The organism is Kitasatospora kazusensis, from assembly GCF_039529945.1.
Lineage (GTDB): Bacteria > Actinomycetota > Actinomycetes > Streptomycetales > Streptomycetaceae > Kitasatospora > Kitasatospora kazusensis.
On record NZ_BAAANT010000002.1, the window covers coordinates 121,776 to 145,178 of the forward strand.

The following is a 23,403-nucleotide window of genomic DNA, read 5'->3' on the forward strand; positions in this document are numbered from 1 at the left end:
GACATGCCGACCCAGGCCGACCAGGCCGACCCTCCGGAGGTATCCCTTATGCAGCTCACCGTGAACGACGCCGAGGCCCTCGGTCTTCCCATCCCGTGCCGCGCCTTCGACCCGGAGGTCTTCTTCGCCGAGACGCCGGCCGACGTCGAGTACGCGAAGTCGCTCTGCGGCACCTGCCCGGTCAAGGAGGCCTGTCTCGCCGGTGCGCTGGAGCGGCGCGAGCCGTGGGGCGTCTGGGGCGGCGAGCTCTTCGTCCAGGGTGTCGTCGTTGCCCGCAAGCGGCCCCGGGGCCGTCCGCGCAAGACCGAGGTCATGGCGTGAACCCCGCGATCCACGCCACGTCCGTCCGCCGGGGAGAGCAGCCCGGACTGGACAGCACCCTGCGCCACTCCGTCCGTATCGCCGCCGCCAAGGCGGACGCAGCACTCGCCCACCCCTTCCCGACCACGCACCACGAGCAGGACCACCACATGAACCCCGCCGCCTTCGATGCCACCGTCCGCGCCGAGCAGACCGCCGAACTCCAGATCCAGAACAGGACCCTCGAGATGCATCTCATGCAAGAAAACCTGGCCCGTGCCCATATGCAAGAACGCCTCCAGGAGGCCGAGCACGAACGCATGGGCGTCCGGCTCGCCCGGGCCGACCGGCTGCGCAGGCGCGCCGAGCGCGCCTCGATGCGGGCCCGCAAGGCGCTCGTCCTCGCCATGATGTAAGAGGCTCCGCCCTTACGTCGGACACCAGCCACAGACAGGGGCGCGGGGAACCGCGCGAGTCGGGAGGCAACAGGCCGTTGCCTCCGATCTCGCGCGGTTCCCCGCGCCCCTCTTGGTCACCCGGCTGCCAGATCTCCTGGCGGAGCCTCGGGGTGCCCGGCCGTCAGCTCCCGGCGGCCTCGGGCTGCTCGGCGAAGCCCGGCAGCCACTCCAGCATTTCGGCCCGGAAGGGCGCGTTCGCGCCCAGCTGACAGAGCACGCCGATGGTGCTGAGGGTGACCCGGTGGATCAGCAGGTACGCGGGCGGCAGGTTCAGCTGCTTGCCGAGGTTGTAGGCGGGGGAGCGCGGGTCGGCGATCCGGGCGGCCTGCGAACGCATCCACGACCGGGTGAAGTGGAAGGTCTCCACGGTGGCCGGCTCGATGATCGGCAGCAGGTAGTCGAGCACGCCGGCCGGGTCCAGCGAGATCGAGGGCTTGACGAAGCCCTCCTCCCGCAGCATGTCCAGCACACCGGCCGCGTCCCCGGCCAGCGCCATCCGCAGCGCGTTCCCGATCGGGGCCGGCAGGCCGTCCGGCAGCCGGTCGACGGTGCCGAAGTCGAGCACGCCGAGCCGCCAGCCCGAGGAGGGGCCGTCGTCCTTGATCAGCCGGAAGTTCCCGGGGTGCGGGTCCGCGTGCAGCAGGCCCGTCCGGGACGGGCCGGCGAACAGGAAGCGGGCCAGCAGGTGCCCCGCCCGGTCGCGTTCCTCCTGGGTGCCGCCCGAGATCACCTCGGCGAGCGGGGTCCCGTCCAGCCACTCGGTGACCAGCACCTGGTCCGCCTGCGCGACGACGCCGGGCACCGTGATGTCCGGATCGTCGGCGAACTCCTCGGCGTGGCGCTGCTGGGCCTGCGCCTCCAGCTCGTAGTCCAGCTCCTCGGCGACCCGGTCCCGCAGTTCCGAGATGAGCGGCTTGATGTCCAGCCCGGGGATCAGCGGCCCGAGCAGCCAGGCGACCCGGCTGAGCTGGTTGAGGTCGGAGAGCAGCGCCTCGCCCGCGCCCGGGTACTGCACCTTGACCGCGACGGCGCGACCGTCGTGCCAGACGGCGCGGTGCACCTGTCCGATCGAGGCGGCCGCGGCCGGGCGGTCGTCGAAGCTGCGGAACTTCCCGCGCCAGTCCTCGCCCAGCCGCTCGGCCAGCGCGGCGTGCACCTTGGCGGCGGGCATCGGGGGCGCGGCGTCCTGGAGCTTCGTCAGAGCGGCCCGGTAGGGCCCGGCGACCTCCTCCGGCAGCGCGGCCTCGAAGACGGACAGCACCTGCCCGAACTTCATCGCCCCGCCCTTGAGCTCGCCGAGCACCTTGAAGAGCTGGTCGGCGGTGGCCTGCTGGAGCTCGGCGGTGACCACCTCCGCAGAACGCCCGCCGATCCGCCGGCCGAGGCCGAGCGTCGCACGTCCGGCTATCCCGAGCGGCAGGGCGGCGAGCCGTGCGGTACGGGTCACTGCCTTGCGCGGAAGATCGCTCACCCGGGCCTCCAGTCAGATGTCCGGACGGCCGCGGGAGGCCGTGGGACGGTGGTCACTACGCCATTGTGCCCGTTGATCCGGCCGCTTCCGCCGAATACGTCGGGTAGTCCGACGGGCCGCGTGCGCGGGGGCGTGCGGGCCCGGCCGGGGGCGCGGGTCAGCGGGGGTGCGTCGACTCCGTCCGGGCCGCGCCCTGCGGCGGCACCGACTGCCACAGACAGCCGCAGTCGGGGTGGCTGCGCAGCCGGAGCCGCCGGGCCATGCCGTCGGCGGCGGACAGCTCGCACCAGCCGTCCACGCTGGGCGGCCGCCCGCCGTCCAGGTGGAGCTGGACGTGCAGTGCGGCCAGACCGGCCACCGCGGTGGCCAGCGCGCTGTCGCAGGCGGCGGAGCGCGGGCGGCCGGGCCCGTCGCCGGTGAGCTGGGCCAGCAGCCTCGGCCAGGCCTCGTCCTCGTCCCGCCGGGCCAGGGTGGCGCAGCTGCCGCAGGCCGAGGCGCCGGGCAGGACCAGCGGTCCGACGATCCCCAGGTGCTCCAGGACACCGACGTACAGGTGCGGCACGCCGGCCCGCATCAGCTGCTGGGACTCGGCCGCCGTGCCGGTGAAGGCGCCGCTGCCGTCCCGTGGGGCGAGGACCACCAGGGCCGGCGGCGGCTCACCGCCCGGGGTACGGCGGTGCCGTTCGCCGGCCGCCGCCCCGGCGGCCCGGTGCACCGCCTCACGGGCGGCGGTGCTCCGCAGGCGGCCGATGTCGGTCGGCGGGTAGCCCGCCGGCGAGCAGTCCCGGGCGGACACCCGACCCCGGTCGACCAGGCCGACCGAGCCGACGCCGCCGGCCGCGAGCACCGCGCCGATCGCGGTGCCCACCCGCCCGGCCCCGCGGATCTCCACCCGGGCCAGCGAGCGGGCCCGGAGCACCGCGGGCGCCTCGCCCGGCGCGGGGTGGACCAGCGACAGGGAGGCCGCGTCGGGGGCGAGCAGCCCCTGCTGCGGCCGGGGGTAGCGGGCCAGCGCCTCGGCGGCGGCCTCGGCGTCGTCCAGCAGCCCGCCCTCCTCCAGCGAGCCGAGCAGCTGCTCGGCCAGGCCGCCGCCGAGACCCAGCCGCTCCCCGGCCTCCAGCAGGGCGGACCGCTCCCGGGTGCCGTCCACCAGGTCCAGGAAGGAGGCGACGGGCTGGCCGACGTCCTCGACCACCCGGGCGTGGTGGCGGACGGTGCCGAACTGGAGGGTGTCGCGGTCCCGCCAGAGGCGGGAGAGGGCGGGTTTGAGCATCGGGCGCATGGGCGGTCCTCCGGACGGGGTCCTTCGGTCGCGGTGCGGGGGTCGCGGTGCGAGGTGAACGAAGGATGCCCGATTCCCGCAGGTCGGCGGGCGCGGCTGTCCACAGGGCCGGGGGCATGATCGGACGATCGGCCCGGGTGGTCTGTGGACAGTGCTTTCGTTCACGATCACTGCGGAAAGAATTCGGCCACGGCAGCGGACTTCTGTCAGGGGTACCGGGTAACGTCCTGTGGCATGGCAGCCGAACGGGACTCCCATCCTTCGGTGTCGCGTCGGCGTGCCCGTGCAGCCTCCGGGCCGGGAGCCGCGACGCCGCGCACGCGAGCGCGCCCTGAGCCCCCGGAGCCGGAGAGCCCGGCAGCCGAGTCCACAGCAGCCGAGTTCACAGCAGCCGACTCGGCAGCACCCGACTTCGCAGCACCCCGGTTCGCGGCGGCCGAGCGCCAGGCCCCTGAGCCGGCCGGGCCTGAGCCGGCCGGGCCGGCCCCCTTGGACCGTTCCGCGGTGGAGGTGCGGCGAAGTGCCCGGCGCAGCCGTACGGTCTCCGCCTACCGGGAGGGCGACCGCACCGTCGTGCTGATCCCGGCCCGGATGTCGCACGCCGAGGAGCAGCGCTGGGTGGCGCAGATGCTCGACCGGCTGGCAGCCCAGGAGAGCCGCCGCGTGCTGGGGGACGACGCCCTCGCCGCCAGGGCCCGCGAGCTGTCCGAGGCCCACCTGTCCGGCCGGGCCAGGCCCCGCCAGGTCCGCTGGGTGACCAACCAGAACTCGCGTTGGGGCTCCTGCACCCCGGGCGAGCGCACCATCAGGCTCTCGCACCGGTTGCAGGGCATGCCCCAGTACGTGATCGACTACGTCCTGCTGCACGAGCTGGCGCACCTGCTCGTCCCGGACCACGGGCCGCGGTTCTGGGCGCTGCTGGACGCGTACCCGCGCACCGAGCGGGCGCGCGGGTACCTGGAGGGCGTGGCCTCGGCGGCGCGGCTGCCGCACATCCCGGGGGCCCGGGGCGTGCCGGCGGAGGACGCGGCCGAGCCCTGCGGGTGAGCCGCGGGGCGGCCGGAGCGGAGCGTGGCCGCCGGGAGCGGCCACCGGGCCCCGCACGGTCGACCGCTCCGCCCGGGGCCCTCGTGCTCCTGCGGAGTCAGCCGGTGAGGCCCCGGGCCAGGGTGACCAGCTCGCGGACGGAGGAGTCCGTCAGCTCGGGCAGGCGGTCGTAGGCGAACCAGCGCAGGTCCAGGGACTCCTCGCTGATCAGCGCCTCGGCGCCGGCCGGGGCCAGCGCGACGTACTGGACGTCGAGGTGGGTGTTCTCCGGCTGGTCCTTGCCGGTGCAGCGGACCCGGTGCCGGTCGAGCTTGACCGGGGTGGGCAGGCCGTCGGCGGTGAGCAGTTCGAGGCCGGCGATGCCGGACTCCTCGGTCGCCTCCCGGAGCGCGGCCGCCGCGAGGGTGCCGTCGCCGGGCTCGCAGTGGCCGCCCATCTGCAGCCAGATCCCGACCTTGGGGTGCAGCGTCAGCAGCACCCGCCCGGCCGAGGGGTCGACCACGACCGCGCTGGCGGTGATGTGGGCGGGCAGGCAGGAACGCCAGAGGCCGTCCGGGTGGGCGTCCAGGTGGGCGAGGTAGTCGAGCCGCAGCTGCTCCTGGTCGGCGTCGGCCACCGACCAGTCACGCAGCGAGCGGACGGCGTCGGCGTGCAGGCCGGCCGTGGTGATGTCGATCGTCATTCCTTGGTGTCGTCCTCGCCCTTGTCGCCCTTGCCGTCCTCGGTGGTCCGGTCGTTCTCGGCGGTCCCGCCGCCCGCTGCCGCGCCGCCGGCCGCCGCCTCGCCGAGCAGCTTGTCGAGGGCGTCGAAGTCGAAGCCGCCCTCCAGCCCCTCGCCGGAGCCGCGGTGCACGAAGCCGTCCGGGTCGTCCAGGTCGGCCGCCGTCGGCAGCATGTCGGGGTGCTCCCAGAGCGCGTCCCGGCCGTCGACGCCGCGCGCGTCGGCCAGCAGGGCCCACAGCCGCGAGGCGTCCCGGAGCCTGCGCGGGCGCAGCTCCAGGCCCACCAGGGTGGCGAAGGTCTGCTCGGCGGGGCCGCCCGCGGCCCGGCGGCGGCGGACGGTCTCGCGGAGCGCGCCGGCCTGTGGCAGGTGCGGCTCGGCGGCCGCGTGCACCACCGCGTCCACCCAGCCCTCGACCAGCGCGAGCGCCGTCTCCAGGCGGGCCAGCGCGGCCTTCTGCTCGGGGGTGTCCTCGGGCTGGAGCAGGCCGCCCGCGAGCGCCTCCTGGAGCGCCTCGGGGTTGGTCGGGTCGAGCTGGCCGGCCAGCTCCTCCATCCGCGTGGTGTCCACCTTGATGCCGCGCGCGTACGCCTCGACCGCGCCGAACAGGTGCGTCCGCAGCCACGGCACATGGGCGAAGAGGCGCTGGTGCGCGGCCTCGCGCAGGGCCAGGTAGAGCCGGACCTCGTCCGTGGGCACGCTCAGGCCCTCGCCGAACTCGGCGACGTTCTGCGGCAGCAGCGCGGCCTTGCCGGCCGGGGCGAGCGGCAGGCCGACATCGGTCGAACCGACCACCTCGGCGGCGAGCGCGCCCAGCGCCTGGCCGATCTGGTTGCCGAACATCATGCCGCCCATCGAGCGCATGACGCCCATCAGCGGGCCCGCCATGGCCTGCATCTCCTCGGGCAGCACGCCGCCCATGGCGTTGCCGACCCGCTCGGCGACCGGGTCCACCAGGTCCTTCCAGACCGGCAGGGTGGCCTCGATCCACTCGGCCCGGCTCCACGCCACGGCCGTGTTGGCCCCCGAGGGGAACTCGGTGACCGAGTCGAGCCAGAGGTCGGCCAGCCGGATCGCCTCGGCCACGGCGGAGCGCTCGGTGGCGCTCACCGAGCGGTCCTTGCTCTTGCCCTCGGCGGGCTCGGCGACCACGGTCTGCCGGGCGATGTCCTTGGCCAGCTCCCAGTTCACCGGGCCGCCGTCGAAGGAGAGCATCTGCCCGAGCTGCTGGAACGCCGCGCCGAGGTCGTTCGGGTTCAGCCCGCCCAGCATCGCGCCGAACGGGTTGTCCGCGCCGCCGGCGCCGGGTGCGCCGGGACCGCCCATCCCGAACAGCGCGCCGAACGGGTTGGCACCGCCGAAGCCGAACGGCGTAGGGGCGCCGGGCTCGGGCTCCGAGCCCTTGCCCTCCTTGTCGCGCTTGGCCTTGCTGTCCTCGGGCTCCTCTGGCGGAACGCCGAATCCGAAGGGGAGGTCGTCGCTCACGGGGTCCTCGATCTGGTCGGCCGTCACGCGGGTGGAGTGGCGGGAGGTGTGCGTGCCCGGGGCGGTGGGCGGACGGTCGTCCGGTGACCCGACCCGCGCCGGGTGCACCGCAGGGCCCGCGCCTCGGGCAGGATGGTGCTTACGTGACACTCGTACGTACGCACTTAAGCTAACCGTGGAGGATGGCCGGTGAGTTCCCCGCCTTCGGACGTTCGCTCTGGGCAGACCGGAGAAGAGGACGTCCCTGCTACCGCGGGTTCGCCGTCTCCAGCCTACGGCGGCAAGCCGCTGACCGTGGCCGTGACCGGCGCCGCCGGGGTGCTCGGCGAGCGGGTCGCCGCGCGCCTGGTGGCCTCGCCCTCCGTACGGAGGGTGCTGGCGCTGGACGACCGGCGCGGTGACGTGCCCGGCGCCCAGTGGCGCGTCCTGGACGTCCGCGACCCGGCGGTGGCCGAACGGCTGGCCGGGGTCGACGTCGTGGTGCACCTCGCGATGGACCTCGGCATGGAGACCGACCCGCGCGCCAGGAGCGCCTACAACGTCAGGGGCGCGCAGACCGTGCTGACCGCCGCGGCGGCGGCCGGGGTGGGCCGGGTGGTGCTCTGCACCTCGGCGATGGTCTACGGCGCGCTCCCCGACAACGAGGTGCCGCTCGCCGAGGACGCCGAGCTCCGGGCCACCGAGGAGGCGTCGCTGGTCGGCGACCTGCTGGAGATCGAGCGGCTGGCCCACCGGGCCCCGCGCGCCCACCCGGGTCTGCAGGTCACCGTGCTGCGCCCGGCCGTGGTCGTCGGACCCGGTGTCGACACCGTGCTGACCAGGCACTTCGAGGCGCCCCGGCTGCTGGTGGTGGCCGGGTCCCGGCCGTGCTGGCAGTTCTGCCACGTGGACGACCTGGCCGCCGCGCTGGAGTACGCGGCGCTCGGCCTGGTCGAGGGCGAGCTGACGGTCGGCTGTGACGGCTGGCTGGAGCAGGAGGACGTCGAGGCGCTGTCCGGCATCCGCCGGATGGAGCTCCCGGCCGCGCTGGCCCTGGGCACGGCGGCCCGGCTGCACCGGCTCGGGCTGACCCCGGCGCCGGCCGGGGACCTCGCCTACACGATGTACCCGTGGGTGGTCTCCGGCAGCCGGCTGCACGAGGCGGGCTGGCGGCCGGCCTACAGCAACGAGCAGGTGCTGGGCGAGCTGCTGGAGCAGGTCTCGGGCAAGCACGCGGTGGCGGGGCGCCGGCTCGGCGGCAAGGAGGCGGCGACTAGCCTCGGCGCGGCGGGTGCGACGGTCGCGCTGGTCGGTACGGCGGCCCTGGTCCGCCGGGCCCGCAGACGACGGCGGATCTGAGCGGCTCGGCCCCCGGGCGCCCGGCCCGGCACCGGCAGGGGCACGGGCCCGATCCCGGGAAGCCGGCTCGCAGGGAATCCCGCATCGCGAAATCTCGAAATCGTGATGCGGAACCCTCTTGCTGCGAACCGCCCAGGATGAGGAATCATGGGGAGCATGTCCGAGAACCACGACCCCATCCGCCTGCTCGCCGTCCGCGAGACCCCGCTCTCCCTGGACGAGGTGTACGAGGCGGTCGGTGACGACGCGGCCGGCGGTACCACCGTCTTCGTCGGGACGGTGCGCGACCACGACGGCGGCAAGACGGTAGCCGCGCTGGAGTACAGCGCCCATCCGACGGTCGAGCGGGAGATGCGCCGGGTCGCCGAGAAGGTCTGTGCCGACTTCCCGGTCCGCGCGCTCGCGGCCGTCCACCGGATCGGCCGGCTGGAGATCACCGACAAGGCCGTGATCGTCGCGGTCTCCTGCGCCCACCGGGGCGAGGCGTTCGCCGCCGCCCGCCGGCTCATCGACGACCTCAAGCACGAGGTGCCGATCTGGAAGCACCAGATCTTCACCGACGGCGAGGAGGAGTGGGTCGGCGCCGGCTCCTGCTGACCCGGCCCACCCGTCCGGTGGTACGCCGGTCCGACGAATACTCCCAAGTGGTGAGTGAGATCCTCGTGCCGTAACCCGTATGGCGCCGCCACCGTTCTCTGTCCGGGCGGTTAATCTGCTCATAGACACGACGAGCTGGGAGTACCGACATGGCTGCGCTCGCCTGGTTGATCATTCCTGTCGCCGCCGCCCTGGTGGCCACCCTCTGGGCGGGCTGGGCGGCCCGCACGCCGCGGGCCACCGGCGACCCGGCCTCGCTGGCCGAGCACCAGCGCTTCCTGGCCGCGATGGAGCGGAGCACGGCCTCCGCCGCACCGTCCGGGGCGACCGGCGAGCGGGGCGGCCAGTAGCCCGGGCGGCGCGTCCGCACCGTCGTCCCGTACTGTCGAGCCATGCCACGCCGCTCTGCGACGATGCTCGCCGCCACCCTGACGCTGATAGCACTGCTCTGTGTGTCGGTGCTGATGAAGGTGCCCTACACCGAGATGAGCCCCGGCCCGACGTACAACACGCTCGGGGCGCAGGACAGCAGCGGTACCCCGGTCATCAGCATCTCCGGCCACCAGACCTACCCGACCACCGGGAACCTGAACATGACCACGGTGCGGGTGACGGGGGCGAAGTACGAGCCGAGTCTGGTCTCGGAGGTGGTCGGCTACCTGCGCGACGACGTCCTGGTCGTCCCGCACGACAACGTGTACCCGCCGGGGCAGACCGACCAGCAGGCCCAGCAGCAGAACGCCGAGGAGTTCGCCTCCTCCGAGGACAGCGCCAAGACCGCCGCGCTCACCGAGCTGGGCATCCCGATCGGCACCGAGGTGGTGGTCGGCTCGGTGGTGGCGGGCGGACCGTCCGAGGGCAAGCTGCACGCCGGCGACCAGATCGTGGCGGTGGACGGCACCCCGATCGGCAACCAGGCCCAGGTCGCCCAGCAGGTGACCAAGCACAAGCCCGGCGAGACCGTGGTCTTCACCGTCGTCCCGCACGGCAAGGACAGCCCGACCCCGGCGGCGGCGGACGAGGTCAAGGTGCCGGTCACCACCGCCAAGGCGGCCGACGGCACCGGCCGGACGATCGTCGGGATCGGTCCCGAGGTGACCCACACCTACCCGTTCAAGATCGACATCGGGCTGCAGGACGTCGGCGGCCCGAGCGCGGGCCTGATGTTCTCGCTCGGCATCGTCGACAAGCTCACGCCCACCGACCTCACCGGCGGGAAGTTCGTCGCCGGCACCGGCACGATCGACGACGACGGCAAGGTCGGCCCGATCGGCGGCATCGCGATGAAGCTGATCGCCGCCAGGGACAAGGGCGCCGAGTACTTCTTCACCCCGTCCGACAACTGCGCCGAAGCCTCGAAGAACACCCCGGGCGGCCTGCACCTGATCAAGGTGGACACGCTGGACGGCGCGCTCAAGGCTCTCGCCGAGGTCCGCGCGGGGCAGACGGCTGCGCTGCCGTCCTGCAACAGCAAGTAGCAGGGCACTGGGTTCACGCAGGCAACCGGGTAACCACAGCAGGGGCGCGGGGAACTGCGCGATCAACCGTGCACGGACGTTGTGCCTCGGTCGCGCAGTTCCCCGCGCCCCTGGGGGAGCAACTGGCTCGCTGCGACTACGCGAAGGTCGCGAGCAGTGCCTCGGTCAGGCCGGGGACCAGGTCGGGGCCGGTCAGCACCTCGCGGGCGATGTCCTTGGAGCGGAGCCGCAGGGCGGTCTCCTTCTTGCCGTCGCGCAGGACGGCGGCGGTGATCCGGACCTCCTCGCGGGCCGGGTGGTTGGCCACCCAGTCGGCGAGCTGGGCCTCGGTCGCGTTCTTCGGGCGGGTCTGCTCGGCGCCCGGCGGCAGCATCAGACGCTCGACCACCAGGGCGCAGCCGGCCACCCCGGCCGGCCAGGCGATGGTGCCGAGGAACTTGTCCAGCTCCATGCCCGCGGGCAGCTCGTCCTGCTCGACCGGGGTCAGGCCGGCCTCGGCGTCGGCCAGGCCGAGCTGCTTGGCGAGCTTGGGGTCGCTGCGGCGCAGCTGGGCGCTGTCGACCAGGGCGAACAGGCGGGCCGGGAGGTCCCAGCCGAGGGTGGAGGCGTATTCGTCGATCTCCAGGGCGGCCCGGGTGAGCGGGGTCGCGGCCGGGGGGAGGCCGTCGTCGGTGGCGGTGTTCGGTGCATCGGACATGTCCCAATCCTCACATGTACCGCCCGGCGCCGGTAACGCAAGGCGTCCGGGCCCGATGGACAGGCCCATGGCCGCGCGGAAGTCGCTCCAAACCGTGGGAACTCAGGTAAACACCGATTAAGTTGCACTGGGGACCGTCCCGACAACCACTAACGACACAGCAGAGGTGCCGCCTTGGTATTCCAGATGCCGGACCGACCAGGACCGGGGTTCCGGGCCAGAGTCGGCCCACCCTCGCGACGGACGCGAGCGCTCCTGCTGACGGTGGGTGTGCTCGCCGTACTGTTCCTGCTGTTCGTACTGTTCGCCGGGCTGTGGACGGACTGGCTCTGGTTCAAGTCCGTCCACTACTCCTCCGTCTTCACCTCCCAGCTGTGGACGAAGCTCAGCCTGTTCGCGGTGTTCGGTGTGCTGATGGCGGTCGTCGTCGGCTTCAACATCTGGCTGGCGCACCGGCTCCGCCCGCCGCTCTCCGCGATGTCGGTCGAGCAGCAGAGCCTGGACCGCTACCGGATGGGCGTCGCCCCCTACAAGCGGTGGCTGCTGATCGGCGTCTCGCTGGTGGTCGGCCTGATCGCCGGTGCGGCGGCGACCGGCCAGTGGCGGACGTGGATGCTCTGGACCAACCAGACCCCGTTCGACGTGAAGGACAGTCAGTTCCATCTGGACGTCTCCTTCTACGCGTTCTCGCTGCCCTGGTACGAGTTCCTGCTGGGCTTCGCGTTCAGCGCGGTGATCGTCTCGGTGCTGGCCTCGGTGCTGGTGCACTACCTGTACGGCGGGCTGCGCCTCCAGGGGCCCGGCCGCCGGGCGAGCGCGGGGGCGCAGGGACACCTGGCCGTCCTGCTCGGGGTGTTCGTGCTGCTCAAGGCCGTGGCGTACTGGCTGGACCGGTACGGGCTGGCGGTGAAGTCCGGCTCCTACAAGGGCGTGGACGGCTGGACGGGCCTGCGGTACGTGGACGCGAACGCCTTCCTGCCGGCCAAGACCATCCTGTTCTTCGTCGCGATCATCTGCGCGCTGCTCTTCTTCCTGACCCCCGTCCGCCGTACCTGGGCGCCGGCGCTGATCGGCTTCGGCCTGATGGCGCTGTCGGCGGTGCTGATCGGCGGGGTGTACCCGGCGATCGTGCAGCAGTTCCAGGTCAAGCCGAACGAGCAGGCCAAGGAGACGCCGTACATCCAGAAGAACATCGACGCGACCAGGCAGGCCTACGGCATCGCCGACAGCCAGAGCCTGCCGTACACGCCGAAGGACGCGACCACCCAGGACCTGCTGAAGCCGGACGCCCAGACCATCGCGGACATCCGGCTGCTGGACCCCAACGTGGTCTCGCCCGCCTTCCAGCAGATCGAGCAGCAGCGCTCGTACTACGCCTTTCCCAAGACGCTGAACGTCGACCGGTACGGCCCCACGGCCACCGCCCAGGACACCGTGATCGGCGTCCGTGAGCTGGACCTGAACGGCGTCCAGCAGCGGAACTGGATCAACGACCACTTCAAGTACACCCACGGCTACGGCGTCGTCGCGGCCAAGGGCAACCAGGTCAACGGCCAGGGCCAGCCGGTCTTCACCGAGTCCGGGCTGCCGGCCTCCGGCACGCTCGGGGACTACCAGCAGCGCGTCTACTACGGCGAGCAGAGCCCCGACTACTCGATCGTCGGCGGCACCAACCAGGAGATCGACTACACCACCGACGCCGGTGGCGACCAGACGTACCAGTACACCGGCGGCAGCGGCGTCTCGCTGGACAACCCGTTCACCCGGGCCGCGTACGCGGTGAAGTTCGCCGAGCCGCAGATCCTCTACTCGGGGGCGATCGCCAAGGGCGCCAAGGTGCTCTACGACCGCACGCCCAAGGAGCGGGTCGAGAAGGTCGCGCCCTGGCTCTCCATCGACGCCGACCCGTACCCGGTGGTGCAGGACGGCAAGCTGGTCTGGGTGCTGGACGGCTACACCACCTCGGACGGCTACCCCTTCTCCTCCAAGACCACCCTGGGTGACGCCACCAAGGATTCGCTGACCGGCCAGCGCGGCCAGACCCTCACCGCCGCCAACACCGTCAACTACATCCGGAACTCGGTGAAGGCGACGGTCGACGCCTACACCGGCGAGGTGACGCTCTACCAGTGGGACGACGCGGACCCGGTGCTGAAGACCTGGATGAAGGCCTTCCCCGGCACCGTCGAGCCGAAGAGCGCGATCCCGGCCACGCTGATGCCGCACCTGCGGTACCCGCAGGACCTGTTCAAGGTGCAGCGCGACCTGCTCGGCCAGTACCACATGACGGATGCCAACTCCTTCTTCAACGGCACCGACATCTGGCAGGTCCCGAACGACCCGACCACCAGTGGCGGCGAGGTCCAGCCGCCGTACTACCTGACGGTCCGGATGCCCGACGCGGCCGCCGCGAGCTTCTCGCTGACCACCTCGTTCGTGCCCAGCAAGCGGGACAACCTGGCCGCCTTCATGGCCGTCAGCGCCGACCCGGGGCCCGACTACGGCAGGATCCGGATCCTCAAGGTGCCGGGGGACACCGGCACGCTGGGGCCGAACCTGGCCCAGGCCAAGTTCAACTCGGACCCGGACGTCGCCCGCCAGCTCAACATCCTGAAGAACGGCGGCGACTCCGACGTCGAGTACGGCAACCTGCTGACCCTCCCGGTCGGCGGCGGCCTGCTCAACGTCGAGCCGGTGTACGTGCGCGGACGGACCGCCAAGTACCCGGTGCTGCAGAAGGTGCTGGCGGTGTACGGCAAGGACAACGTGGCCTTCGAGAACACCTTGCAGGACGCGCTGGCCAAGGTGTTCGGCGCCGCGACCGGTGCGGCACCCAGCACGCCGACGGCACCAACCACGCCCACCACTCCCACCACCCCCACCACGCCGACCACGCCCAGCCCGGTCAGCCCCACGGTGCAGAAGGCGCTGCAGGACGCGCAGAAGGCGTTCACCGACGGTCAGACCGCTCTGAAGAACGGCGACTGGACGGCGTACGGCACCGCCCAGAAGGCGCTCCAGGACGCACTGAACGCGGCCGCCGCCGCCCAGTCGCCCACCGGTGCGAGCGGCGCCCTGGCGACCCCCGCGCCCTCCAGCAGTCCCTGAAAGGGTTCCGGGCCCGTCCCTGAGCTGCAGTAACGATTCCTGCTCCACCCCGCGACCGTGCTATGGTTCAGTCACAACGACGCGGGGTGGAGCAGCTCGGTAGCTCGCTGGGCTCATAACCCAGAGGTCGCAGGTTCAAATCCTGTCCCCGCTACTCTGATACCGAAGGCCTGGAGATCACTCTCCGGGCCTTCGGTGTTGTCGGGGGCCGGTGGCGGCCGGACCGGGAGGGGACGGCTCCGGTACTATCGACCGTCGCCAACGATGTCGACACCATCACCCTCGCAAGCGGTCCGCGCGTTGGGGTTTGTGAGGCCCGAGTGTCGGGAAGTCGACAAAGCGCTGAAGCAATCTCGCCGGGCTTCGGCCCGCCCCGCCGAAATCGGTCGGGCAGGTGTACGCGGGTTGCGGGTGATGCGACGATGGACCACATGGGGGACGACGTACGGCCGTTGACGGGCCGTCCACTCCAACGCGCCCCTGAGGGTCCCTCCGGCCGAAGGCTGGGGGAGGATGCCGCGGCACTCTGGGGGGAGCGGGAGTCGGCATGAAGCTGATCGGTAGGAACGAACCGGGAGTCAGGCCCACGCCGACCGAGGGCGGGCCCGCTCAGCCGCAGTCACCGGCCCAGGCTCCGTCGCGCCCGCTCACCGAGGCCGACACCGAGACGTGGGCACAGAGCCCCGAGGACACCCAGGGGGCCCTGCCGGCCCAGCGCACCAGCGGCCTGACCGTCCCCCGGGGCACCATGGCACCCGGGTACGGTCCGGACAGCCTGGTCCGGGTCTCCGCGCAGCACTTCGCCGCCGCCGTCGGCCCGTACACCTCCGCCCGCCCGCCGGCCGCCGAGCCCGAGCACCCCGACGACGACGGCCTCGACAGCTTCGAGACCGCGCTCGCCGCCCGCGAGCAGGCCGCCCTGGAGTCCCGCCACCGCGACGCCGCGGACGACGGGGACCCGGGGGCGGCGAGCCAGTTGGGCGCGCTGCTACTGCGCCGCGGCGACCTGGAGGATGCCGAACCGTATCTGCGCCTGGCCGCGGCCGCCGGGCTGCGCGCCGCCGCCAACAACCTCGGCGTCCTGCTGCACCAGCGCGGCCACCGGGCCGAGGCGGCGCAGTGGTGGCGGCAGGCGGCCGTCGCGGGGAGCGCGCCCGCCGCGCACGCCCTCGGGCTGCAACTGCGGGACCAGGGCGAGGAGGAGGCGGCCGAGTACTGGCTGCACTTCGCGGCCGACCACGGGCACCCGCTGGGGGCGTACGCGCTGGGCGACCTGATGGAGCACCGGCGCGACGTCCGCGCCGAGCGCTGGTTCAAGGTCGCCGCCGACGCGGGCCACCGCGAGGCCGGGTACCGGCTGGCCCGGATGCGGGAGGCGGCGGGGGACAAGGACACCGCCGAGACCTGGTACCGCACCGCCGCCGCGCGCAGCCACCCGCGCGCGGCGCTGCGGCTCGGTGTGCTGCTGGAGGAGCGCGGCGACCTGGACGAGGCGGCCCGCTGGTACCGGCAGTCCGCCCAGAACGGCGAGGCCCGGGCGGCCTGCGCGCTGGGCTTCCTGCTCCGCGACGCCGGGGACCCGGTGGCCGCCGCCGAGTGGTGGCAGGAGGCCGCCGAGGCGGGCGACGGCAACGCCGCCAACGCGCTCGGCGCGCTGCACGCGGGCCGGGGCGAGGCCGCCGAGGCCGAGCACTGGTACCGCGCCGCGCTGGACGCGGGCGACCACAACGGCGCCTTCAACCTCGGGCTGCTCTGCGCGGGCGCGGGCCGCGAGGCACAGGCCGAGCAGTGGTACCGCCGCGCCGCGTACGCCGGGCACCGGGAGGCCTGCAACGCGCTGGCCGTGGTGCTGCTGCAGCGCGGCGACGAGTCCGGGGCCGAGCCCTGGTTCTCCAAGGCCGCCGAGGCAGGCAGCGTGGACGGCGCCTTCAACCTGGGTGTCCTGCACGCCGGGCGCGGGGAGCAGCAGCAAGCGCACGAGTGGTACGCGCGCGCCGCCGCCGAGGGGCACGGCGAGGCCGCGCTCCAGCTGGCGGTCGCCCAGGAACAGCGGGGGCACCTGAACGCCGCCCTCGACCGCTACCGCCAGGCGGCGGCGGGCGGGTCGGCGGAGGGCTCGTTCCGGCTGGCCTCACTGCTGGACCGGCGCGGTGACGCCGACCCGGAGGCCGAGCACTGGTACGCGGTCGCCGCCGACGCGGGGCACCGCCGGGCGCAGGTGCGGATGGGCGTCCGGGCGGCCGAGCGCGGCGCACTGGAGATCGCGGAGAGCTGGTACCGCCGGGCGGCGGAGGCCGGGAGCCGCAGTGCGGCGTTCAACCTCGGGCTGCTGCTGGCGCGGCAGGACAGCGAGGCGGAGGCGATGCTCTGGTACACCAGGGCGGCCGACGCGGGGCACGGGCGGGCGGCCCTGCGGCTGGCGCTCCTGGCGCTGCGGCGGGGCGAACCGGTGCAGGCCGAGAACTGGTGCCGCCGGGCGGCCGACTACGGGCCGGCCGAGGTCGCGGAGCGGGCTTCGCGCCTGCTCGGTGCGTTGCACGCGGAGCTCAGCGCCTGACCGTTTGCACGCTGAAGAACCACAGCAGGGGCGTGGGGAACTGCGCGCGCAACCGGGCACCTTCGTCGTGCCCTGGTCGCGCAGTTCCCCGCGCCCCTGAGAGAACGCCGTAGGCGCTCAGCGGCAGTTGGGGCAGAGGCCTCGGTAGGTGATCTCGGCGCCGGAGATGACAAAGCCGAATCGCTCGTTGGCCGGGAGGGCGGCGACCGGGTCACCCTGGGGGTGGACGTCGCGGATCGCGCCGCAGCCCGAGCAGATCAGGTGCTGGTGCGCGTGGTGGGCGTTGGGGTCGTACCGCTTCGCGCGGCCGTCGGTGCTGACTTCCAGCACCTCACCGAGCGTGACCATCTCGCCCAGGGTGTTGTACACCGTGGCGCGGCTGATCTCGGGCAGCCGGTCCACCGCCCGGGCATGTACCTCGTCCGCCGTGAGGTGGACATGTTCGCCGTCGAGGACCTCGGCAACGACTCGTCGCTGAGAGGTCAGTCGCCAGCCGCGTCCGCGCAGTCGATCCAGCAGGTCACTCATAGCAACAGAGTAGCAAGTTCTTAACTTGTTGCCAGTGTTGACTTAGACAAAGTCCAAGCTAGGATCGAGACCAACGAGATGGCACGGAACGACCGGATATCGCGGAAGGTGCTCCCCAGATGACTGCCCAGGACGAGCTGCGGCCCACGCTCACCACGGAGGCCGGCGCCCCTGTCGCCGACAACCAGAACACCGAGACCGCGGGCATCGGAGGCCCGGCGCTGATCCAGGACCAGCTGCTCTTCGAGAAGCTGGCCCACTTCAACCGCGAGCGCATCCCGGAGCGTGTCGTGCACGCCCGCGGCGCCGGTGCGTACGGCACCTTCACGGTGACCGCCGACGTGACCCCGTACACCCGGGCCACGTTCCTCGGCGAGATCGGCAAGCAGACCGAGACCTTCCTCCGCTTCTCCACCGTGGCGGGCAACCTCGGCTCGGCCGACGCCGTCCGCGACCCGCGCGGCTTCGCGCTGAAGTTCTACACCGAGGACGGCAACTACGACCTCGTCGGGAACAACACCCCGGTGTTCTTCATCAAGGACGCCATCAAGTTCCCGGACTTCATCCACACCCAGAAGCGCGACCCGTACACCGGCTCGCAGGAGGCGGACAACGTCTGGGACTTCTGGGGCCTCTCGCCCGAGTCGACCCACCAGGTGACCTGGCTGTTCGGCGACCGCGGCATCCCGGCCACCCTGCGCCACACCAACGGCTACGGCTCGCACACGTACCAGTGGCAGAACGAGGCCGGCGAGTACTTCTGGGTGAAGTACCACTTCAAGACCGACCAGGGCATCAAGAACCTGACCTCGGAAGAGGCGGCCGTGCTGGCCGGCACCGACCCCGACTCGCACCAGCGCGACCTGCGCGAGTCGATCGAGCGCGGCGACTTCCCGAGCTGGACGGTGCAGGTGCAGATCATGCCCGCCGCCGACGCCGCGACGTACCGCTTCAACCCGTTCGACCTGACCAAGGTCTGGCCGCACGCGGACTACCCGCCGATCGAGATCGGCAAGCTGGAGCTCAACCGCAACCCGGAGAACGTCTTCGCCGAGGTCGAGCAGTCGATCTTCTCGCCGTCGCACTTCGTGCCCGGCATCGGCCCGTCCCCCGACAAGATGCTCCAGGGCCGGCTCTTCGCCTACGCGGACGCCCACCGCTACCGCGTCGGCATCAACGCCGACCACCTGCCGGTGAACCGCCCGCACGCCACCGAGGCGCGCACCAACAGCCGCGACGGCTACCTCTACGACGGCCGCCACGGCAAGGCGAAGAACTACGAGCCGAACAGCTTCGGCGGCCCGGTGCAGACCAGCCGCCCGCTCTGGTCGTCCGTCCCGGTGACCGGCGCGACCGGCACCCACGAGGCGCCCTCGCACAGCGAGGACAGCGACTTCGTGCAGGCCGGCAACCTGTACCGGCTCTACTCGGAGGACGAGAAGGCCCGCCTGATCGCCAACCTGGCCGGCTTCATCGCCAAGGTCTCCGCCGACCGCGACGACATCGTCGAGCGCGCGATCGACAACTTCCGCCAGGCCGACGCCGACTACGGTCAGCGCCTGGAGGCGGCGGTCCGGGAGCTGCGCAAGCAGCAGTAGCCGCACCCCCACAAGCCGCGGGCCCCGAGACCAGATGACTGGCCCCGGGGCCCGCACCCATGCGCTCTTGCGCCCATGCTCAGCCATGGACAGGGGCGCGGGGAACTGTGCGAAAGCGGGAGGGTACAGGTTGTTGCCTCCCGATCTCGCGCAGTTCCCCGCGCCCCTGGACAGTGCAGCTGGCTGACGTGCTAAACGGTGAGCCGGCGGAGGGCCTCGTCGTGCAGCAGGCCGTTGGAGGCCAGCGCGTCGGCGCCGCCCGGCCCGGCGATCCCGTCGAGGCCGGTGAAGCGTCCGCCGGCCTCCTGGACGATGACGCAGGGCGCCGCCATGTCCCACAGGCTCAGCTCCGGCTCGGCGGCGATGTCCACCGCGCCCTCGGCGACCATCATGTACGACCAGAAGTCCCCGAACGCGCGGGTCCGCCAGCAGGAGCGGGAGAGGTCCAGGAAGGCGTCGAGGCGCCCGCGGTCCTCCCAGCCGGTGAGCGAGGAGTACGAGAGCGAGGCGTCCGCCAGCCCGGAGACCTGGGAGACCGAGATCCGGCTCGCCTTGGCCAGGCTGCGGCCCGCGTACGCGCCCAGGTCCTTCGCCGCCCACCAGCGGCGTTGCAGCGCGGGGGCCGAGACGATACCGACCACCGGCTCCTCGGTGCCGTCCGGACGGACCTCCAGCAGGGCGATCAGGGTGGCCCAGACCGGCACGCCGCGCACGTAGTTCTTGGTGCCGTCGATCGGGTCGATCACCCAGCGGCGCGGCCCGGTGCCCTGGAGCCCGAACTCCTCGCCCATCACGGCGTCGCGCGGCCGGGCCCGCTGCAGCACGCTGCGGACCAACTCCTCGGCGGCCTTGTCGGCGTCGCTCACCGGGGTCAGGTCGGGCTTGGTCTCGATCTTGAGGTCCAGCGCCTTGAAGCGCTCCATGGTGATCGAGTCGGCCGAGTCGGCGAGGACATGGGCGAGTCGGAGATCGTCGTGGTAGTCGGCCATGTCCGAAACCCTAGCGAGCCGCCCCCGTTCCCGACAGCGGGGCTCGCAGGGCGGACGGCTCAGTGGCCGGAGCCGCTGATCTGGAGGCCGACCACGCCGGCGATGACCAGGCTGATCGAGACCAGCTTGAGGACGGAGGTCGACTCGTTCATCCAGACCATCCCGTAGATCGCGGTGCCGGCGGCACCGATGCCCGTCCAGACCGCGTACGCGCTGCCGACCGGGAGGGTCCGCAGCGAGAGGGTGAGCAGGCCGAAGCTGCCCAGGGCGAAGCAGGCGAAGCCGACCGTCGGCCAGAGCCTGGTGAAGCCGTGGCTCAGCTTGAGGTTGATCGCGAAACCCGTCTCCAGCAGACCGGCGAGGATCACCATGGCCCATGCCATCGGGCTGACTCCCTGTCCGCTCGGAAGGCCGGACCAAGTGGTCCGACCTTCCTATGATCACCAGATCGAGGCGATCCAACACGTCTGACAGGCCGAAAGCCGGTCGAATGCGGGCCGAAAGGCTGGGTCAGTCCCCCTCGCGGGCTTCCTTCGAGGAGAGCAGCCGGCGCAGTGAGTACAGCCGCGCCTGCTCGGCATGGCCGTCGGCGACCCAGGCGTCGAGCGCGCAGTCCTGCTCGTCGTGGCTGCACGCGCGCGGGCAGTCGACCGTGCCCGGCTCCAGGTCGGGGAAGGCGTGGATGACCCGGGACGGCTCGATGTGCGAGAGGCCGAAGGAGCGGAAGCCCGGCGTGTCGATCACCCAGCCCGGGTCGAGCGCCTTCTTCGAGCCGGGCTTCACGCCCGGAGGAGGCGGCAGCCGCAGGGCCAGCGCCGAGACGGTGGTGTGCCGCCCGCGTCCGGTCACCGCGTTGACGATGCCGGTCGAGCGCTGGTGCAGCGGCACCAGCGCGTTGACCAGGGTGGTCTTCCCGACACCGGAGTGCCCGATGAAGACGGTGGCCTGCCCGCGCAGGTGCTCCCGGACAGCCTCCGCGCCCTCGGTCTCCAGGTCGTCCCGCCGGGTCACCACGTACTTGATGCCCAGCGGCGCGTACGCCTCCAGCAGCGGCTCCGCCGAGGCGAGGTCGGACTTGGTGAGCACCAGCAGCGGCTCCATGCCCGCGTCGTACGCCGCGACCAGGCAGCGGTCGATCAGCCGGGGCCGGGGCTCCGGGTCGGCCAGCGCCGTGACGATGGCCAGCTGCTGGGCGTTGGCGACGACGATCCGCTCGAACGGATCGTCGTCGTCCGCCGTGCGGCGCAGGACGGAGGTGCGCTCCTCGACCCGGACGATCCGGGCCAGGGTGTCCGGCTCGCCGGAGAGGTCGCCGACCACGTTGACGATGTCGCCGACCACCACGCCCTTGCGGCCCAGCTCGCGGGACTTCATCGCCATGACTTCGCGTTCGCTCTTCGTCCCCGCGTCGACCAGGCAGGTCAGCCGGCCCCGGTCCACGGTGAGGATCATCGCGTCGGCGGCGTCCTCGTGCTTGGGCCGGATCCGCGTCCGGGGCCGGGAACCCTTGCGTCCCGGGCGGTTGCGGATGTCGTCCTCGTCGGCGTCCTTGCCGTAACGGCGCATGTGCTTCTAACTCCCCGTCAGCTACTGGCCGGGGACAGGAGATCGGCCCACATCTGCGGGAAGTCGGGCAGGGTCTTGGCGGTGGTGGCCACGTTCTCCACCTGGACGCCCTCGACCGCCAGGCCGATCACGGCGGCGGCGGTGGCCAGGCGGTGGTCCTCGTAGGTGTGGAAGACGCCGCCGTGCAGCCGGCGCGGGCGGATCCGCAGGCCGTCCTCGGTCTCGGTGACGTCGCCGCCGAGGTCGTTGATCTCCTTGGCGAGGGCGGCGAGGCGGTCGGTCTCGTGCAGGCGCAGGTGGGAGATGCCGTACAGGTGCGACTCGGTGTCGGCCAGCGCGGCGACGGCGGCGATCACCGGGGTCAGCTCGCCCACGTCGTGCAGGTCGGCCTCGATGCCCTTGATCCTGCCCGTGCCGGTGAACTCCAGGCCCTCGTCGGTGAAGCGGCAGGAGCCGCCCATCGCGGTGTAGATCTCGCGCAGCTGGTCGCCCGGCTGGTACGTGTGCTTGGGCCAGTCGCGGACGGTGACCTTGCCGCCGGTCACCAGCGCGGCGGCGAAGAACGGCGCGGCGTTGGAGAGGTCCGGCTCGACCACGACGTCCCGGCCGATCAGCGCGCCCGGGGTGACCCGCCAGACGTCCTTCTCGCCGCCGTCCTCGGGCGCGTCCACCTGGGCACCGGCCTTGCGGACCATGTCGACGGTCATCCGGATGTGCGGAAGGGAGGGGACGGTGCCGCCGGTGTTCCGGATCTCGACGCCGTTGTTGTAGCGGGCACCGGAGAGCAGCAGCGCGCTGATGAACTGGGAGGAGGACGAGGCGTCCAGCTCGACCGGGCCGCCGTCCAGCGAGCCCGCGCCGTGCACGGTGAGCGGGAAGCCGCCCCGGCCGCCGTCGTCGATCCGGGCGCCGAGCGCGCGCAGGGCGTTGATCACGCCGTGCTGCGGACGCTCGTACGAGCGGGGGTCGCCGTCGAAGTGCACCGGGCCGTCGGCCAGCACGGCGAGCGGCGGGAGGAAGCGCATGACGGTACCGGCGTTGCCCACGTCCACCTGCGCCGGGCCGTGCAGGCGGCCGGCCGGGATGACCCGCCAGGCCTCGCCGCCGCCGGTGCCGCCGGTCGCGGTGTTGACGGTCTCCTCGATGCCGACGCCGAGGGCGCGCAGGCCGTCCGCCATCAGCTGGGAGTCGCGGCTGCGCAGCGGGTGGCGGACCCAGCCGGGGCCGTCGGCGAGCGCCGCCAGCACCAGGGCGCGGTTGGTCGCCGACTTGGAGCCGGGGATGGTGACGGTCGCGTCGACAGCGGCGGTCGCGACGGGGGCGGGCCACAGGGCTTCGGTCATGGCTTCAGTCTAGGGGCCCGGGAAACCGGGGCCCGGCTGCGGTCCGCAGGGTGGGCGGGCCCGCGCGGGCGGCCGTCCGCCCGGGCGGCGCGGATCAGGCGAGCAGCCAGCTGCCGCCCGCCAGCAGGCAGGCCAGCGCGATCACCAGGAAGAGGGTGACCCAGAGCACCGCGCCGACACCGGTCAGCCGGGCCAGCTGGTCGGCGTCGGAGTCGCGGGCGCCGCCCTGGCGGCGCTTGGCCTGGAGCTCGACCACCGGCCGGACGCCGGCCAGCAGCAGGAACCACGCCCCCAGGTAGGCGAAGGCGGCCTGCAGCTGGCTCCCGCCGTACCAGGAGATCAGCAGGAAGGCGGCACCGGTGAGCACCACCGAGAGCACCCCGAAGGCGTTCCGGATCATGATCAGCATTGCGGCCAGCAGGGCGATCGAGATCCACAGCAGCGCGGTGATCCGGTGCGCGGAGAGCAGTGCGGCCCCGCCGAGGCCGAGCAGCGGCGGGGCGGTGTACCCGGCGGCGGCCGTGAGCACCATCCCCAGGCCGGTCGGCTTGCCGGAGGAGATGGTCAGCCCGGAGGTGTCCGAGTGCAGCCGGATGCCGTCGAGGCGGCGGCGCGTCAGCAGCGCGACCAGGCCGTGGCCGCCCTCGTGCGCGATGGTCACCACGTTCCGGCTGAGCCGCCAGACCGGGTGCGGCAGGATCGCCAGCAGTGCCAGACCGGCGGCGCCCAGCACGAGCCAGCGCGGCGGGTCGGGCTGGGTGCCGATCACCCGTTGCCATACGTCCGCGACGTTCATGCCCTGCCTCCCGTGGTCGTGCCGAGTCGGCAGCCTCCCATGCCA

The 23,403-nt window shown here is 72.7% G+C and carries 21 protein-coding genes and 1 tRNA gene; 11 read left to right on the top strand and 11 right to left on the bottom strand.

The genetic code is table 11. The annotated features are described in order from the left end of the window. The first annotated feature begins 3 nt into the window (after positions 1-3). Together ABD330_RS02665 and ABD330_RS32435 are read left to right on the top strand one after the other, a co-directional pair. Positions 4-321, top strand: coding sequence for a WhiB family transcriptional regulator (locus ABD330_RS02665; RefSeq protein WP_344460192.1), 318 nt, complete (start codon positions 4-6; stop codon positions 319-321). A gap of 149 nt (positions 322-470) precedes the next feature. Further along, positions 471-716, top strand: coding sequence for a hypothetical protein (locus ABD330_RS32435; protein ID WP_425555432.1), 246 nt, complete (start codon positions 471-473; stop codon positions 714-716). 163 nt (positions 717-879) lie between these two features. Here the strand turns inward: ABD330_RS32435 and ABD330_RS02675 are convergent, their stop codons facing one another. Both ABD330_RS02675 and ABD330_RS02680 read right to left on the bottom strand, forming a co-directional pair. Further along, positions 880-2,229 carry an ABC1 kinase family protein gene (locus ABD330_RS02675; protein ID WP_344460196.1) on the bottom strand — a complete coding sequence of 450 codons (1,350 nt, stop codon included), beginning with the start codon at positions 2,227-2,229 and terminating at the stop codon, positions 880-882. 157 nt (positions 2,230-2,386) lie between these two features. Continuing rightward, a complete protein-coding gene (locus ABD330_RS02680; protein ID WP_344460198.1) occupies positions 2,387-3,511 on the bottom strand; it encodes a ThiF family adenylyltransferase in 1,125 nt (374 codons plus the stop codon). A 489-nt stretch (positions 3,512-4,000) separates the two neighbouring features. Between ABD330_RS02680 and ABD330_RS02685 the strand changes: the two genes are divergently transcribed. Then, positions 4,001-4,558 carry a M48 metallopeptidase family protein gene (locus ABD330_RS02685; protein WP_344460200.1) on the top strand — a complete coding sequence of 186 codons (558 nt, stop codon included), beginning with the start codon at positions 4,001-4,003 and terminating at the stop codon, positions 4,556-4,558. Between the two features lie 97 nt (positions 4,559-4,655). Here ABD330_RS02685 and ABD330_RS02690 read toward each other — a convergent pair whose 3' ends face one another. Further along, positions 4,656-5,240 (bottom strand): NUDIX hydrolase, encoded by a 585-nt coding sequence (locus ABD330_RS02690; RefSeq protein ID WP_344460202.1) that lies wholly within the window; start codon positions 5,238-5,240, stop codon positions 4,656-4,658. After that, positions 5,237-6,790: a zinc-dependent metalloprotease gene (locus ABD330_RS02695; protein ID WP_344460204.1), complete on the bottom strand. Its 1,554-nt coding sequence runs from the start codon at positions 6,788-6,790 to the stop codon at positions 5,237-5,239. The genes ABD330_RS02690 and ABD330_RS02695 overlap by 4 nt, the downstream gene beginning before the upstream one ends. Before the next feature lie 162 nt (positions 6,791-6,952). Between ABD330_RS02695 and ABD330_RS02700 the strand changes: the two genes are divergently transcribed. The 4 genes from ABD330_RS02700 to ABD330_RS02715 all read left to right on the top strand — a co-directional run bounded on the left by ABD330_RS02700 (position 6,953) and on the right by ABD330_RS02715 (position 10,176). Then, positions 6,953-8,101, top strand: coding sequence for an NAD-dependent epimerase/dehydratase family protein (locus ABD330_RS02700; protein WP_425555416.1), 1,149 nt, complete (start codon positions 6,953-6,955; stop codon positions 8,099-8,101). Between the two features lie 147 nt (positions 8,102-8,248). Continuing rightward, a complete protein-coding gene (locus ABD330_RS02705; RefSeq protein ID WP_344460206.1) occupies positions 8,249-8,698 on the top strand; it encodes a molybdenum cofactor biosynthesis protein MoaE in 450 nt (149 codons plus the stop codon). A 149-nt stretch (positions 8,699-8,847) separates the two neighbouring features. Then, entirely contained in the window at positions 8,848-9,048 is a 201-nt protein-coding gene (locus ABD330_RS02710; RefSeq protein WP_344460208.1) for a hypothetical protein, read from the top strand. Positions 9,049-9,090: 42 nt separating this feature from the next. Beyond that, positions 9,091-10,176, top strand: coding sequence for a YlbL family protein (locus ABD330_RS02715; RefSeq protein ID WP_344460210.1), 1,086 nt, complete (start codon positions 9,091-9,093; stop codon positions 10,174-10,176). 136 nt (positions 10,177-10,312) lie between these two features. Here the strand turns inward: ABD330_RS02715 and ABD330_RS02720 are convergent, their stop codons facing one another. After that, on the bottom strand, positions 10,313-10,873 hold the full coding sequence (locus ABD330_RS02720) for a PPA1309 family protein (RefSeq protein ID WP_344460212.1): 561 nt from the start codon (positions 10,871-10,873) through the stop codon (positions 10,313-10,315). 186 nt (positions 10,874-11,059) lie between these two features. Here ABD330_RS02720 and ABD330_RS02725 point away from each other — a divergent pair, with 186 nt between their 5' ends. The 3 genes from ABD330_RS02725 (at position 11,060) to ABD330_RS02735 (ending at position 16,538) form a co-directional block, all read left to right on the top strand. Further along, entirely contained in the window at positions 11,060-13,981 is a 2,922-nt protein-coding gene (locus tag ABD330_RS02725) for a UPF0182 family membrane protein (protein WP_344460214.1), read from the top strand. An 80-nt stretch (positions 13,982-14,061) separates the two neighbouring features. Then, a tRNA-Met gene (locus ABD330_RS02730) sits at positions 14,062-14,135 on the top strand. Between the two features lie 393 nt (positions 14,136-14,528). Then, positions 14,529-16,538: a tetratricopeptide repeat protein gene (locus ABD330_RS02735; RefSeq protein ID WP_344460216.1), complete on the top strand. Its 2,010-nt coding sequence runs from the start codon at positions 14,529-14,531 to the stop codon at positions 16,536-16,538. 117 nt (positions 16,539-16,655) lie between these two features. Here the strand turns inward: ABD330_RS02735 and ABD330_RS02740 are convergent, their stop codons facing one another. Next, the gene (locus ABD330_RS02740; RefSeq protein ID WP_344460218.1) at positions 16,656-17,066 is read right to left on the bottom strand and encodes a Fur family transcriptional regulator; all 411 of its coding nucleotides are present in this window, start codon (positions 17,064-17,066) and stop codon (positions 16,656-16,658) included. A gap of 119 nt (positions 17,067-17,185) precedes the next feature. Here ABD330_RS02740 and ABD330_RS02745 point away from each other — a divergent pair, with 119 nt between their 5' ends. Then, on the top strand, positions 17,186-18,664 hold the full coding sequence (locus tag ABD330_RS02745) for a catalase (RefSeq protein WP_344460220.1): 1,479 nt from the start codon (positions 17,186-17,188) through the stop codon (positions 18,662-18,664). A 191-nt stretch (positions 18,665-18,855) separates the two neighbouring features. Here ABD330_RS02745 and hisN read toward each other — a convergent pair whose 3' ends face one another. The 5 genes from hisN to ABD330_RS02770 form a co-directional block, all read right to left on the bottom strand. Beyond that, positions 18,856-19,653 carry a histidinol-phosphatase gene (gene hisN / locus ABD330_RS02750; RefSeq protein WP_344460222.1) on the bottom strand — a complete coding sequence of 266 codons (798 nt, stop codon included), beginning with the start codon at positions 19,651-19,653 and terminating at the stop codon, positions 18,856-18,858. 59 nt (positions 19,654-19,712) lie between these two features. Beyond that, positions 19,713-20,036: a DMT family transporter gene (locus tag ABD330_RS02755; protein ID WP_344460224.1), complete on the bottom strand. Its 324-nt coding sequence runs from the start codon at positions 20,034-20,036 to the stop codon at positions 19,713-19,715. Between the two features lie 127 nt (positions 20,037-20,163). Next, the gene (gene rsgA, locus ABD330_RS02760; protein ID WP_344460226.1) at positions 20,164-21,219 is read right to left on the bottom strand and encodes a ribosome small subunit-dependent GTPase A; all 1,056 of its coding nucleotides are present in this window, start codon (positions 21,217-21,219) and stop codon (positions 20,164-20,166) included. A gap of 17 nt (positions 21,220-21,236) precedes the next feature. Further along, on the bottom strand, positions 21,237-22,562 hold the full coding sequence (gene aroA / locus ABD330_RS02765) for a 3-phosphoshikimate 1-carboxyvinyltransferase (RefSeq protein ID WP_344460228.1): 1,326 nt from the start codon (positions 22,560-22,562) through the stop codon (positions 21,237-21,239). A 94-nt stretch (positions 22,563-22,656) separates the two neighbouring features. Continuing rightward, positions 22,657-23,358 carry a M50 family metallopeptidase gene (locus ABD330_RS02770; protein ID WP_344460230.1) on the bottom strand — a complete coding sequence of 234 codons (702 nt, stop codon included), beginning with the start codon at positions 23,356-23,358 and terminating at the stop codon, positions 22,657-22,659. Positions 23,359-23,403 lie beyond the last annotated feature (45 nt).